This is a genomic window from Arthrobacter burdickii, assembly GCF_030433645.1.
In the GTDB taxonomy this organism is placed as follows: Bacteria; Actinomycetota; Actinomycetes; order Actinomycetales; family Micrococcaceae; genus Arthrobacter_D; species Arthrobacter_D burdickii.
Window position 1 is genome coordinate 58,482 of record NZ_JAROCG010000002.1, and the last position, 13,484, is coordinate 71,965.

The window sequence follows — 13,484 nt, forward strand, 5'->3', positions numbered from 1 at the left end:
GAATGCCTGGGGAGGATCCCTAGGGGAGGATTCGACCGCGCAGCGCCGGGAGGACGAAGTCCGTCAGCAGCGGTGCGAGGTCCTGCCGGTGCTGCTCGGAGTCCAGGTCCAGCCAGTCCAGTTCCTCGATCTCGGCGGCCGGCAGGGGCTCCGCGGCCAGCGGGCACAGGAAGACGGTCGCCAGCAGCCGCGTATCGGCCTCGTTGGCCGCCGGGCCTTCCCACGAGCCGACCAGGGTGAGGTCCCCGGGCCCGACGACGAGGCCCAGTTCCTCGAACAGCTCACGCACGCCGGTCTCCGCCGGCGTCTCGCCCTCCTCCGGTTTCCCGCCCGGCTGCATGAACATCGTCGTTCCGCGCTTGCGCACGAGCAGCAGGCGGCGGCCGTCGAGCAGGCACAGCGCGGTGACGGTGATCGTCGGGACGTCGGTCATCGGTCCGGCCTCCTGGCGGTTACTCCTGGCGGTTACTCCTGGCGGTTACTCCTGGCGGTTAAAGGGAAGGAGGATGGGCGCGGGTGCCCATCCTCCTCGTCCCCGGCGACGTCGTTCCCCGTCGTCCGGGATGCCTGTGCCCCTGGCCGGAATCGAACCGACGACCTTCCCTTTAGGAGAGGGACGCTCTATCCTACTGAGCTACAGAGGCGCGGATCCGCTGATACAGCGATCCAGCGGTCCCAGCTTACCCGTTCTTCAGGCTGCTTTCGGCGCCGGTCCGCGGATACCGCACGCGCCGCGGCAGGAACACCGACACGGCGCCGGCTCCCAGGCTCACCGCGAGCAGCACCCACCGCAGGACCGTCAGCGTCGAGGCGAGTGCTACGGCGCCCGCATCGGGGGCCTGAGCGAGCATGGCGTCGATCGCGATGTTCTCCCACAGGTCGACGACGACGAACAGGATCACGGGGGACCACAGCAGCCAGCGCAGCCGGCGGCGTCCCACGTGGAGCTGGACGAGCAGGAGCCAGGCGAACGCGAAGATCAGGGGGAAGAGCGTGCCCGCCGTCTTGTGGAGGTAGCTCAACTGGCCGCGGGCGTCGTCGTCCATCGCCCCGCGCAGGCGCTCCACCGAGCCGATGTCGTACCCGCCGACCCTCATGTCCGGCATGGCGAGGCCGCCGCTCAGCTGCGTCATCTGGCCCAGCGTGAGCAGGTGGAAGTACCAGAAGAGGAACAGGGACGCGACGGCTGCCGCGATGAGGATCAGGCTGCCGTTGTCCTTCCGGTCCGCCCGATCCCCGGCAGGCGGACCGGAGGGTACGGCCGCGGTTGCGCCGGCTGCATGCTTGCGGTTGATCTGCGCCCTCGTCTTCGCCACCCTCCCAGTATGGGCGACGCCGGACCGGCCTCCACGCGGGCCGGGAGGAAGTGTCGGGGGCACCGCCTAGAATTGAGGGACCATGGACATGCTCTTCGATCCCTACGTCTCCCCGCCCACGCCCGACGAGAAGAAGCGTGCACGCGAGGCGGCGATGGCGGCATCGGCCGAGCCCGCGGATCCCGCGGCCGGGCACGTCCCCTCGCGGGTCGGCGTCGACGAGCACCGCGCGCACGAGCTCCTCCTGGGCCTGAACCCCCAGCAGGAGGAGGCGGTGAAGCACGGCGGGACTCCGCTGCTGATCGTCGCCGGTGCGGGCTCCGGCAAGACGCGCGTGCTGAGCCACCGGATCGCCTACCTCCTGGCGACCGGCCGTTCCCACCCCGGGCAGATCCTGGCCATCACCTTCACGAACAAGGCCGCAGCGGAGATGCGGGAGCGCATCGAGGGCCTCATCGGCGACGTCGCCAAGCGCATGTGGATCTCCACGTTCCACTCCTCCTGCGTGCGCATCCTCCGCCGGGAGGCCGCGTCCGTCGGCCTGAACTCGAACTTCTCCATCTACGACTCCGCGGACACACTGCGCCTCATCACGCTGGTCGCCAAGGGCCTGGACCTCGACCCGAAGAAGTTCGCGCCCAAGGCGATCCAGCACAAGATCTCCGCGCTGAAGAACGAGCTGATCGACGAGGAGACCTTCGCGTCCGACGCCGATCCGTCCGATCCCTTCGAGATGGCCGTGGCGGAGGTCTACACGGGCTACGCCCAGCGCATGCGCCAGGCCAACGCCATGGACTTCGACGACCTGATCGCCCAGACGGTCTTCATGTTCCGGGCGTTCCCCGGCGTCGCCGACTACTACCGGCGGCGGTTCCGCCACGTCCTCGTCGACGAGTACCAGGACACGAACCACGCGCAGTATGCGCTGGTCCGCGAGATCGTCGGCGTCCCGGGGGAGTCCTCCGAGGACCCGGCGGAGCTGACCGTCGTCGGCGACTCCGACCAGTCCATCTACGCCTTCCGGGGCGCCGACGTCCGCAACATCGTCGAATTCGAGAACGACTACCCGAGCGCCCGCACCATCCTGCTCGAGCAGAACTACCGCTCCACCCAGAACATCCTCAGCGCGGCCAACGCGGTCATCTCCCGCAACCCCAACCGGCCGGAGAAGCGGCTGTGGACCGCCGAGGGCAGCGGCGAGAAGATCGTCGGCTACGTGGGCGAGAACGAGCACGAGGAGGCCCGCTTCATCGCGGAGGAGATCGACCGGCTGCAGGACGAGGAGAACCTCCGCCCCGGCGACGTCGCCGTGTTCTACCGGACCAACGCCCAGTCGCGGTCCATCGAGGAGATCCTGCTGCGCGTCGGCCTGCCCTACAAGGTGGTCGGCGGCACCCGGTTCTACGAGCGCAAGGAGATCAAGGACGCGCTCGCCTACCTGCGGGTCCTCGTGAACTCCGACGACGTCGTCAACCTGCGCCGCATCCTCAACGAGCCCAAGCGCGGCATCGGCGACCGCGCCGAGTACGCCATCGCGGCGCTCAGTGAGCGCGAGCGGATCAGCTTCATGGAGGCCCTCCGGCGCGCGGACCAGGCCCCCGGCATGGCCACGCGCTCGGTCAACTCCGTGGCAGGCTTCGTGAAGCTGATCGACGACCTCGCGGAGGTCGCCAGCGGATCGGGCGCCTCGGCCGCCCTCGAGGCCGTCCTCGAGCAGACCGGCTACCTCGAACAACTGCGGACCAGCAACGATCCCCAGGACGAATCCCGGGTGGAGAACCTGGCCGAGCTCGTCGCCGTCGTGCGCGAATTCGAGCGGGACAACCCGGAGGGGACGCTGGGCGACTTCCTCGAGCAGGTGTCCCTCGTGGCCGACGCCGACTCCATCCCCGACGCCCCCGACGGTTCCGCGGCCGACGTGCAGCGTGCCGTCGAGGAGGCCCGCAGGCAGGGGGTCGTGACGCTCATGACGCTGCACACCGCCAAGGGCCTGGAGTTCCCCGTGGTGTTCCTGACGGGCATGGAGCAGGGGATCTTCCCGCACCAGCGCTCCGCGACCGATCCGAAGGAGCTCGCGGAGGAACGCCGCCTGGCGTACGTGGGCCTGACCCGGGCCCGCCAGCGCCTTTACATCACCCGGTCCGAGGTGCGCAGCATGTGGGGCCAGAGCCAGTACAACCCGGCCAGCCAGTTCGTCAGCGAGATCCCCGAGGAGCTCATCTCCTGGAAGCGCGAGGGCTCGGTGAAGCCGGCCTGGACGTCCGGCGCGAGCATCAGCGGGCCGCGGTTCAGCGGGTCCTACTGGGGCGCCAGTGGTGGTGGCTTCAACGGCGGCGCCCCGGCTCCCTCCAAGAGCGTGGGACGTGTGCAGCCCCAGAAGGAGGTCGTCTCGGTCGCAGTGGGGGACCGGGTCAACCACGCCAGTTTCGGGAACGGCACCGTCCTGTCCGTCGAGGGGGCCGGCGACAAGACCGTGGCGAAGGTGCGGTTCGACGTCGGGGAGAAGCGGCTGCTGCTGCGCTACGCCCCGCTGACCAAGGTCGCCTGACGCGGGTTCCGGAGCCGCCCCCGGCACGGGTTCCGGGGGTAGAAAACCCGGTAATTCCGGGCATTTCTTCTACAAAAGATAGAAGTGTGGCCTTACTCACTAAACCGGTACTCTGGGGAAGGCCTCAGGGCCGAGGGGCTAAAGTTCCCTCTTGTAAACCTACTTCGACGTAGAAGGACTCTAGCCCGTGGACCTGTTTGAATATCAGGCGCGCGATCTCTTTGAGGCACACGGAGTTCCCGTGCTCGCCGGCATCGTGGCGCACACCCCAGAAGAAGCAAAGGCAGCAGCCGAGAAGATCGGCGGCGTCGTCGTCGTCAAGGCACAGGTCAAGGTGGGCGGTCGCGGCAAGGCCGGCGGCGTCAAGGTCGCCAAGACCCCCGACGAGGCCTATTCCTATGCTTCGGACATCCTCGGGATGGACATCAAGGGGCACACGGTCCACACGGTGATGATCGCGCAGGGCGCGGACATCGCCGAGGAATACTACTTCTCCGTCCTGCTCGACCGGTCCAACCGCAACTACCTGGCCATGTGCTCGGTCGAGGGCGGCATGGAGATCGAGCAGCTCGCAGTCGAGCGTCCCGAGGCACTCGCCCGGATCGCCGTGGACGCGGGGACCGGCATCGACCAGGCCAAGGCCGAGGAGATCGTCGACGCCGCAGGCTTCGCACCCGAGTTGCGTGAGGGCGTCGTGAACACGATCCTCAAGCTGTGGGACGTCTTCGTGAAGGAGGACGCCACGCTCGTCGAGGTCAACCCGCTCGTCAAGACCGGCAGCGGCGACATCCTCGCACTGGACGGCAAGGTCACCATCGACGAGAACGCCGGGTTCCGCCACGCGGACCACGCCGCCCTCGAGGACAAGGACGCCGCGGACCCCCTCGAGGCCAAGGCCAAGGAGAACGACCTCAACTACGTCAAGCTCGACGGTGAGGTCGGCATCATCGGCAACGGCGCCGGGCTGGTCATGTCCACCCTCGACGTCGTCGCCTACGCCGGCGAGGCCCACGGCAACGTGAAGCCCGCCAACTTCCTGGACATCGGAGGTGGAGCGTCCGCCGAGGTCATGGCCGCCGGTCTGGACGTCATCCTCAACGACAGCCAGGTCAAGAGCGTCTTCGTGAACGTCTTCGGCGGCATCACCGCATGCGACGCCGTCGCCAACGGCATCGTCAGCGCCCTCGAGATCCTCGGCGACGAGGCCAACAAGCCCCTCGTGGTGCGCCTGGACGGCAACAACGTCGAAGAGGGCCGCCGCATCCTCGCCGAGGCCAACCACCCGCTGGTGACCATCGCCGACACCATGGACGAAGGCGCCGACAAGGCCGCCGCGCTGGCCTACGGAAAGTAAAGGGTTCCCCACATGTCTATCTACCTCAACAAGGACTCGAAGGTCATCGTCCAGGGCATCACCGGCGGCGAGGGCACCAAGCACACCGCCCTCATGCTGAAGGCCGGAACCCAGGTCGTCGGCGGCGTCAACGCCCGCAAGGCCGGCACCACCGTCACCCACGGCGACGTCACCCTCCCCGTCTACGGCACCGTCGAGGAAGCAATCCGTGAGACCGGCGCCGACGTGTCGATCGTCTTCGTGCCGCCGGCCTTCACCAAGGACGCCGTCGTCGAGGCCATCGAGGCCGGTATCGGCCTCGTCGTCGTCATCACCGAAGGCGTTCCCGTGCAGGACTCGGCCGAGTTCTGGGCCCTCGCCCAGTCGAAGGTCGACGCCGATGGCAAGCAGGTCACGCGGATCATCGGCCCCAACTGCCCGGGCATCATCACGCCCGGCGAGTCCCTCGTGGGCATCACCCCCGCGAACATCACCGGCAAGGGCGGCGTGGGCCTCGTCTCGAAGTCGGGCACGCTGACCTACCAGATGATGTTCGAACTGCGCGACCTCGGTTTCTCCACGGCCATCGGCATCGGTGGCGACCCGGTCATCGGGACCACCCACATCGACGCCCTGGCGGCCTTCGAGGCGGATCCCGAGACCAAGGCGATCGTGATGATCGGTGAGATCGGCGGAGACGCCGAGGAGCGTGCCGCCGAGTTCATCAAGGCTAACGTCACCAAGCCGGTCGTCGGCTACGTGGCGGGCTTCACGGCTCCCGAGGGCAAGACCATGGGCCACGCCGGTGCCATCGTCTCCGGCTCGGCAGGAACCGCGCAGGCCAAGAAGGAGGCCCTCGAAGCCGCCGGCGTCAAGGTGGGCAAGACCCCCTCCGAGACCGCGAAGCTCCTTCGCGAGGTCTACGCGACGCTCTGATCCACGTGCCACCCCGACAGCCTCCCCCGCATCCGTGCGGGGGAGGCTGCCGCGTTTAATGCCCCGATCAGGCGCGCCGGCTCCGGGCGGGAATACCCTCCCGGAGCGCCGGTGCAAGGAAACGGCGGACGACCCCGGGCGGTAGGGCGGCACCCTCGCTGCTTGTAAGGTGGCGACAGGGGAACCATCGATTGCGTCAGGCAAGCTTCTAGGAGATTTTCATGCGCGCCACCATCATCCACGGGCCCGGCGACATCCGCGTCGAGGACCGCGACTATCCCACAATCATCCGTCCCACGGACGCGGTCGTACGAGTCACGGCCTCGTGCGTCTGCGGATCGGACCTCTGGCCCTACCGCGGCGTCCGTCCCACGAAGGAGCCCAAGGCAATCGGCCACGAGTTCGTCGGCGTCGTGGAATCCGTGGGCGACGACGTCCGGGACCTCGCGGTCGGCGACTTCGTGATCGCCCCCTTCGTCGACAGCTGCGGCAAGTGCCCGCAGTGCCTGAACGGCGTCACCGTCGCCTGCGACCACCTCGCGGGCTGGGGCAGCACCGACGAGCACGGCGATTTCCTGCAGGGCGGCCAGGGCGAGGCCGTGCGCGTCCCCCAGGCGGACGGCACGCTCCGCAGGGTCGATGGCGTGACCGAGCCCGACGCCGCCCTCACCGCCAGCCTCCTGACCCTCTCCGACGTCATGTCGACCGGCCACCACGCCGCCGTGTCGGCGAACGTGGGCCCGGGCAGCACCGTCGTCGTCGTCGGCGACGGGGCGGTCGGCCTGTGCGGGGTCCTCGCCGCCAAGCGCCTCGGCGCGGAGCGCATCATCGCGATGTCCCGCCACGAGGACCGCCAGGCCCTCGCCCGCGAGTTCGGGGCCACCGACATCGTCGCGGAGCGCGGCGGCGAGGGCGTGGCGAAGGTGCGCGAACTGCTCGGGGGAGTGCTCGCGGACTCGGTCCTCGAGTGCGTGGGCACCAAGGAGTCCATGGACCAGGCGCTGCGCAGCACGCGTCCGGGTGGGCACCTCGGCTTCGTCGGGGTCCCCGCGGGTGGGCCCGAGCTGCCGGTCAGCCTCCTCTTCGCGAAGAACATCACCGTGGGCGGCGGCATGGCCCCGGCCCACACGTACATCCCCGAACTGCTGAAGGACGTCCTGGACGGGACGATCAACCCGGGCCGGGTGTTCGACGTCGAGATGCCGCTCGAGGAGGTCGCCGAGGCGTACCGGGCGATGGACGAGCGGCGCGCCATCAAGGTGCTGCTCAAGCCATGACCCGGCGCACCCCCGGCCCGGACTCCGCCTACCTCATCTCCCGTGAGCGGCTCATTGACGCACCGGCGGCCCGCATCTTCGAGGTCCTCGCGACGCCGGCCCTGCACAGCGTGATCGACGGATCGGGAACCGTGCGGGGCGAGCAGCCCAACGGTCCGTCCCGCCTGTCGCCGGGTGCGAAGTTCGGCATGGACATGAAGCTGGGGAGCCGGTACAGGATCCTCAACCACGTGGTCGAGTTCGAGGAGGGCCGCCGCATCGCGTGGCGGCACTTCTCGGCGCACGTCTGGCGCTACACGCTCGAGCCCCGCGGCGATGGCACGCTGGTGCGTGAGGAGTGGGACGGCAGGGCGGTGCCCTGGAGATTCGTCTTCCGGCTCACCGGCTTCACGCGCCGCCATCCGGCCAGCATCGAGGCGACGCTCGCCAAGCTCGAGGACTACGTGCTGCGGGAGCCGGACGCCGCGTAGGTGCAGCCCGTCGCTCAGGACGGGACGCCGGGTGGGACCCGCTCAGGATGGAACGCCGGCATGCCGCCGCGGCTCATGGGACGCGCAGCTCTTCGGGCTGCACGACGATGTCCACCAGGGCGCCGTTGCGCCACACCGTCATCTCCATCCGGCGGCCGATCGCGGTGTCGACCATCAGCTTCTGGATGCCCGTGGCACTGCGAACGGGTATGTGATCGAGCGAGATGACCACGTCCCCGGCGCGCGCTCCGGCGCCGGCGGCGGGACTGCCGGCGACGACGGAAGCCACCTGCATCCCCGTGGGCGAACCGACACGGGCCGCGATCTCCGGGATGAGCGGGATCTGGGCCCCGACGACGCCCAGCCACGCACGGCGCACGCGGCCCCTGGTGGTGAGCGCGTCGATGATCTCCCGCGTCGTCGTGTTGATGGGGACGGCCAGGCCGAGCCCGATACCGGCGACGGCCGTGTTGACGCCCACCATGCGTCCTGCGCTGTCGGCGAGCACGCCCCCGCTGCTGCCCGGATTCAGGGTCGCGTCGGTCTGGATGACCTCATCCACCACGCGTCCGGACACCGTGGGGAGGGACCGGCCGAGTGCGGACACGATTCCCGCGGTGACGCTGCCTGCCATGCCGAGCGGGTTGCCGAGTGCCACCACGAGCTGCCCGACCCGGAGCCGGGAGGCGTCGCCCCAGGGCACGGGCGGGGGAGTGCGGCCGTCCGCCGCGAGGACGGCGAGGTCCGAGAGCGGGTCCTTGCCGACCACGTGGGCGGGCAGTACCGATCCGTCGCCGAACGCGACCTCGATACGCTGCGCGCCGGCGACGACGTGCGCGCTCGTCAGCAGGTGCCCATCGGTCGAGATCACGGATGCGCTGCCTGCGCCGGAGCCGCGGGCGGTGTGCACCGACACCGCCGCCACCGAGGGCAGTGTGGATTCGGCGATGCGCACGATCGCCGCCGAGTACGCGTCGAGCGCCTCCTGCTCGTCCATGCGCACCATTCCAGCACTCCGGCGGTCGCCGGGTAACGCCGTTCGCGCAGGGCGCACGGCGTTCCTCAGGTGCCGGATCAGGCCACGGACGTGCCGAAGAGCAGGCCGAGCAGGTAGGTCACCGCGGCCGCACCGAGCCCGATCGCCAGCTGCCGGAGCGCCAGCCGCAGCGGCGAGGCGCCCGACAGCAGGGCGACGACAGCACCCGTGGCCAGCAGTGCCAGTCCCACCAGGACGCACGCGACGACGACGGCCGTGACGCCGCTGAGGCCCACGAGGTACGGGAGCACCGGAATGATGGCACCCGAGGCGAAGAAGCAGAAGCTCGAGGCCGCGGCGCCGAGGCCGGTGCCGACCGCCTCGTGCTCGTCGACGGCGTCGTCCTCCTCGGGCTGGAGGGAGAAGCTCGGGTCGCAGTCGCAGCTGTACAGGCCGAGGCGCTCCGCCGCGCGGTGCTCGGCAGCCGCTGGCGTCATCCCCCTCGCGCGGTAGACGAGCACCAGCTCGTTCGCCGCGATGTCGAGTTCCTTCGCCGCCGTGAGGGTGATCTGCGTGGGGCGCGTCGCCGACAGCAGCTCGCGCTGGGACCGGACGGACACGTATTCACCGGCGCCCATCGACAGGGCACCGGCCAGCAGTCCGGCCAGCCCGCTGAACAGGATGAACGAGGTCGAGACGCCGGTGGCACCGATTCCCATGACCAGCGCGAGGTTGCTGACGAGCCCGTCGTTCGCGCCGAAGACCGCGGCCCGGAAGTTCCCGGACAGCCGGTTGCGGCCGCGGGTCGCCAGACCACGCACCACTTCCTCGTGGATCTGCTCATCGGCGACCATGGCGCTCGTGGCGGAGGGGTCGGTCGCGTACGGGGACCGTCCTTCGGCACGCTGCGCGAGGGCCAGGACGAAGACCGATCCGAAGCGCCGTGCGAGCACGCCGAGGATCCGGTTGCGGACGGAGGGCCTCAGGGGGCGTCCGACGTCGTTGCCGAGCAGTTCGAGCCAGTGCGCCTCGTGGCGGCCTTCCGCCTCGGCCAGGCCGAGGAGGATCTCACGCTCCTCGCCCGTCCTGCGGCGGGCGAGGTCGCGGTAGGTGGCGGCCTCGCCCCGCTCGTCGGCGAGGTACTGGCGCCAGCGCTTGATGTCGTTCCGGGAGGGGGACTGCTGCTCAGGGGATGTCACGGGGATGCTCCGGTGGTCGGGGTGCCCGTGCGTGCCGCGGCCGAAGCGGGGTGCTCCGGCCGGGGAACGCAGGTGCGCTGATTCGGCCGAAGGTCTCGCTCGCCGGGTGGATCCGGTGGACTGCCGGGCACCCATGGCGCCAGTATGTCGACAGGCCGCGCGTCCTCGGGACGCGGAGCTACTCCCCTTCGACCATCCATCCTACCGGACCGCCCCGGACCTCCGGGTCGCAGGTTCCGTCCCGGCGGGTCAGGTGTCGGAAGCCGGAGACCCGCGCTACAGTCGAACGGATAACAGGAAGCAGGCTTATGGATTTGGCAGCCCGGCCCTGGGTGGAGAGCTACGCACCCGGCGTCCCCCGGTCCTTCGACGTGCCCGACGGCACGCTCTCCGACCTGCTCGATTCCTCGGTCCGCACCTACGGCGCAGCGACGGCGCTGGAATTCTTCGGTGCTTGCACGACGTACCGCGCCCTGGGCGACGCCGTCGCGCGCGGGGCGGCAGGCCTGCGCTCGCTCGGCGTAACCGCCGGTGACCGCGTGGCCCTCGTGCTGCCGAACTGTCCCCAGCACATCATCGCCTTCTACGCCGTCCTCCGCCTCGGGGCGATCGTCGTCGAGCACAACCCGCTCTACACCGACCGCGAGCTGAGGCACCAGTTCGAGGACCACGGAGCGAAGGTGGCGATCGTCTGGGACCGGGTGGCCCCGCGGGTCCAGCGGCTACCCGGGGACATCCCGGTCACCGCGATCGTGACGGTCGACCTCATCCGGGCGATGCCCGCATCGCGCCGCCTCGCCCTGAGACTGCCGGTCCGCCGGGCCCGCGATGCGAGGGCCGCGCTCACGACGACGGAGAAACCGGCCGGTCCCCGGGCCGTACTGCCGTGGCGGGACCTGCTCCGCCACCGGCCCCTGCCGCACCGGCATCCCCGCCCGGCACCGCAGGACACGGCCGTCCTGCAGTACACCAGCGGCACCACCGGCGCGCCCAAGGGCGCGGTCCTCACGCATCGGAACCTGCTGGCCAACGCCGCCCAGGGCCGCGCCTGGGTGCCCGGCCTCGAGGCGGGGCGTGAGACCGTCTACGCCGTCCTGCCGATGTTCCACGCCTACGGCCTCACGCTGTGCCTGACGTTCGCGATGAGCATCGGTGCCCGCCTCGTCCTCTTCCCCCGGTTCGACGTCGGACTGGTGCTCGACGCCGCCCGGAAGAGCCCACCCACCTTCCTGCCCGCCGTACCGCCCATCTACGACAGGCTCGCAGCGGGCGCTGCGGAACGCGGAGCGGACCTCCGCAGCATCCGGTTCGCGATCTCCGGCGCCATGAACCTCCCCCAGTCCACGGTGCAGACCTGGGAGGCGGCAACCGGTGGCTACCTGATCGAGGGCTACGGACTGACGGAGACCTCGCCCGTGGCGGCGGGCAACCCGATCGGTCCCACCCGGCGTCCGGGCACCGTCGGGGTGCCGTTCCCCGGCACCGACGTGCGGATCGTCGACCCGGAGGACACCACCCGGGACCGCGGGCCGGGCGAGGCAGGGGAGCTGCTCATCCGCGGGCCCCAGGTGTTCGGGGGCTACTGGCGCAAACCGGACGAGACCCACGCGGCACTGCTCGACGAAGGCTGGTTCCGTACCGGCGACATCGTCCGCATGGACGAGGACTGCTTCATCTCGATCGTCGACCGCATCAAGGAACTGATCATCACCGGCGGGTTCAACGTGGCGCCCTCCGAGGTGGAGGACGCGCTCCGGACCCATCCCGACGTGACGGATGCGGCCGTCGTCGGACTCCCGCGGGCCGGCGGGGGTGAGGACGTGGCCGCCGTCGTCGTCCTCGCCCCCGGTGCAAGCCTCGATGCCGAGGCACTCCGGTCCTTCTGCCGCACGGCGCTCGCAGCCTACAAGGTCCCACGCATCATCGTGCAGGCCGAGGACCTGCCCCGGTCCCTGATCGGCAAGGTCCTCCGGCGCGAGGTGCGCACCCAATTGCTCGACGATGGCCCTCGGGCCGAAGGAAAAGGTGACAATCGATGACTCCATACGCGCGGGCGGAAACGTCCGCCCCACAGAGCCCCTGGCACGACACCCTGGGGCGCGCCAGCATCCGTGTGGCGCAGGTGCTCCTGCTCCTGGTGCTCGCCGTGGTGGCCGTGTACGCCCTGATCCAGGTCCGGCTCGTGGTGATCCCGATGCTGCTGGCACTGATCCTCGCGGCCGCGATCGGCCCGTTCGTGAACTGGCTACGGCGCAAGGGCTGGGGAGCGTCGTTGGCCACCGGCGTGTCCTTCCTGCTGCTCCTGCTGGTGTTCGGTGGCCTCATCACGGGCATCGTGTTCGCCGTCGTGGGTCAGGCCGGCGAGTTGGCGTCCAGCGCGACGGAGGGCTTCGACCAGCTCTACGCCTACGCACAGAACGGTCCCATCCCGATCGACGACGCCCAGATCCAGCAGGCGCGCGACGCGGCTGTGGACTTCGCGACGAGCAGCACGGCTGGCGCGGGTGCCATCTCGGGCCTCAGCGCGGCCGGCAACTTCATCGCCGGTGCCCTGCTCATGGTGGTCATCCTCTTCTTCTTCCTCAAGGACGGCGAGAAGATCTGGGCCTTCATGCTCCGCGCGTTCAAGGGCAAGCGCCTGGTCAAGGCCCGCCGGGTGGGTTACAGCAGCATGGCCGTCCTCGGCGGCTACGTGCGCGGCACCGCGATCGTGGCCCTCGTCGATTCCGTGTTCATCGGACTCGCGCTCTTCTTCCTCGGCGTCCCGCTGGCACTCCCGCTGGCCGCCATCGTCTTCATCGGCGCCTTCATCCCGCTGGTCGGCGCGACGCTGGCCGGCGTGCTCGCGGCCCTGATCGCCCTCGTGGCCAACGGGCCCTTCGTGGCGCTCATGGTCGTCATCGCGGTCATCGTAGTGAACCAGCTCGAGGGCAACTTCCTGCAGCCCGTGGTCATGGGCCGTACGCTGCAGGTCCACGCCCTCGTCATCCTGCTGGCCCTGACCGCCGGCACCATCCTCGCCGGGATCATCGGCGCGATCCTCTCCGTCCCCGTGGCCGCCGTCGGCTGGGCCGCGATCAAGGCGTGGAACCAGGAGAAGGACGACGAGATCACGGAGGCCGAGGTCGACAAGGCCGAGGTGCTGACGGCGCTCGACGAGACCGGGCACGGCCTGAGCTCCACGCCCAAGGAGGAGCAGGCCGCCAGGGTCGCCCAGGCGCTCCCCGCGACGGACGAGGCGGACGACCGCCCGGGCACGCAAAACCGCAGGGTCCAGGGGCACGACGACGACGGCGACGACCGCGCGGACACTGCCGGCACCTTCGAGGGCGCCCGCGCCCTCGACGATTCGCGCACCCGCGGCACCACCGGCCGTCACGGAGGGTCGTCACCCGCCTGACGGCGACCGCATCGTGGTCCGCTGCGCTC

At 70.0% G+C, this 13,484-nt stretch carries 11 protein-coding genes and 1 tRNA gene; 7 read left to right on the plus strand and 5 right to left on the minus strand.

The window, feature by feature from the left end; translation table 11 throughout:
- Positions 1–19: 19 nt before the first annotated feature.
- The 3 genes from P5G52_RS14955 to P5G52_RS14965 form a co-directional block, all read right to left on the minus strand.
- A complete protein-coding gene (locus P5G52_RS14955; protein ID WP_301228965.1) occupies positions 20–433 on the minus strand; it encodes an NUDIX hydrolase in 414 nt (137 codons plus the stop codon).
- 137 nt (positions 434–570) lie between these two features.
- A tRNA-Arg gene (locus P5G52_RS14960) sits at positions 571–644 on the minus strand.
- Positions 645–680: 36 nt separating this feature from the next.
- A complete protein-coding gene (locus P5G52_RS14965; RefSeq protein ID WP_301228967.1) occupies positions 681–1,316 on the minus strand; it encodes a hypothetical protein in 636 nt (211 codons plus the stop codon).
- An 82-nt stretch (positions 1,317–1,398) separates the two neighbouring features.
- Between P5G52_RS14965 and pcrA the strand changes: the two genes are divergently transcribed.
- The 5 genes from pcrA (at position 1,399) to P5G52_RS14990 (ending at position 7,880) form a co-directional block, all read left to right on the plus strand.
- Positions 1,399–3,864 carry a DNA helicase PcrA gene (pcrA, locus tag P5G52_RS14970; RefSeq protein WP_301228968.1) on the plus strand — a complete coding sequence of 822 codons (2,466 nt, stop codon included), beginning with the start codon at positions 1,399–1,401 and terminating at the stop codon, positions 3,862–3,864.
- A 187-nt stretch (positions 3,865–4,051) separates the two neighbouring features.
- Positions 4,052–5,218: an ADP-forming succinate--CoA ligase subunit beta gene (sucC, locus tag P5G52_RS14975; protein WP_301228970.1), complete on the plus strand. Its 1,167-nt coding sequence runs from the start codon at positions 4,052–4,054 to the stop codon at positions 5,216–5,218.
- Positions 5,219–5,230: 12 nt separating this feature from the next.
- Complete coding sequence (sucD, locus tag P5G52_RS14980) at positions 5,231–6,133, plus strand: succinate--CoA ligase subunit alpha (protein WP_301228972.1); 903 nt, start codon at positions 5,231–5,233, stop codon at positions 6,131–6,133.
- Positions 6,134–6,354: 221 nt separating this feature from the next.
- Positions 6,355–7,410 (plus strand): zinc-dependent alcohol dehydrogenase family protein, encoded by a 1,056-nt coding sequence (locus P5G52_RS14985; RefSeq protein ID WP_301228974.1) that lies wholly within the window; start codon positions 6,355–6,357, stop codon positions 7,408–7,410.
- On the plus strand, positions 7,407–7,880 hold the full coding sequence (locus tag P5G52_RS14990) for an SRPBCC family protein (RefSeq protein ID WP_301228976.1): 474 nt from the start codon (positions 7,407–7,409) through the stop codon (positions 7,878–7,880). The genes P5G52_RS14985 and P5G52_RS14990 overlap by 4 nt, the downstream gene beginning before the upstream one ends.
- A 73-nt stretch (positions 7,881–7,953) precedes the next feature.
- Here the strand turns inward: P5G52_RS14990 and P5G52_RS14995 are convergent, their stop codons facing one another.
- Both P5G52_RS14995 and P5G52_RS15000 read right to left on the minus strand, forming a co-directional pair.
- The gene (locus P5G52_RS14995) at positions 7,954–8,877 is read right to left on the minus strand and encodes a S1C family serine protease (protein ID WP_435868703.1); all 924 of its coding nucleotides are present in this window, start codon (positions 8,875–8,877) and stop codon (positions 7,954–7,956) included.
- 77 nt (positions 8,878–8,954) lie between these two features.
- Positions 8,955–10,055 carry a VIT1/CCC1 transporter family protein gene (locus P5G52_RS15000; protein ID WP_435868704.1) on the minus strand — a complete coding sequence of 367 codons (1,101 nt, stop codon included), beginning with the start codon at positions 10,053–10,055 and terminating at the stop codon, positions 8,955–8,957.
- Positions 10,056–10,363: 308 nt separating this feature from the next.
- Between P5G52_RS15000 and P5G52_RS15005 the strand changes: the two genes are divergently transcribed.
- The gene (locus P5G52_RS15005) at positions 10,364–12,094 is read left to right on the plus strand and encodes a long-chain-fatty-acid--CoA ligase (protein WP_301228982.1); all 1,731 of its coding nucleotides are present in this window, start codon (positions 10,364–10,366) and stop codon (positions 12,092–12,094) included.
- Entirely contained in the window at positions 12,091–13,455 is a 1,365-nt protein-coding gene (locus P5G52_RS15010; RefSeq protein WP_363321911.1) for an AI-2E family transporter, read from the plus strand. Before P5G52_RS15005 ends, P5G52_RS15010 begins: the two co-directional genes overlap by 4 nt.
- Positions 13,456–13,484 lie beyond the last annotated feature (29 nt).

Coding starts and splice junctions, on each gene's coding strand:
- pcrA (WP_301228968.1), top strand. CDS start 1,399: ATGGACATGCTCTTCGATCCCTACGTCTCCCCGCCCACGCCCGACGAG.
- P5G52_RS15005 (WP_301228982.1), top strand. CDS start 10,364: ATGGATTTGGCAGCCCGGCCCTGGGTGGAGAGCTACGCACCCGGCGTC.
- P5G52_RS14990 (WP_301228976.1), top strand. CDS start 7,407: ATGACCCGGCGCACCCCCGGCCCGGACTCCGCCTACCTCATCTCCCGT.
- P5G52_RS14985 (WP_301228974.1), top strand. CDS start 6,355: ATGCGCGCCACCATCATCCACGGGCCCGGCGACATCCGCGTCGAGGAC.
- P5G52_RS14955 (WP_301228965.1), bottom strand. CDS start 433: ATGACCGACGTCCCGACGATCACCGTCACCGCGCTGTGCCTGCTCGAC.
- P5G52_RS15010 (WP_363321911.1), top strand. CDS start 12,091: ATGACTCCATACGCGCGGGCGGAAACGTCCGCCCCACAGAGCCCCTGG.
- sucD (WP_301228972.1), top strand. CDS start 5,231: ATGTCTATCTACCTCAACAAGGACTCGAAGGTCATCGTCCAGGGCATC.
- P5G52_RS14995 (WP_435868703.1), bottom strand. CDS start 8,877: ATGGACGAGCAGGAGGCGCTCGACGCGTACTCGGCGGCGATCGTGCGC.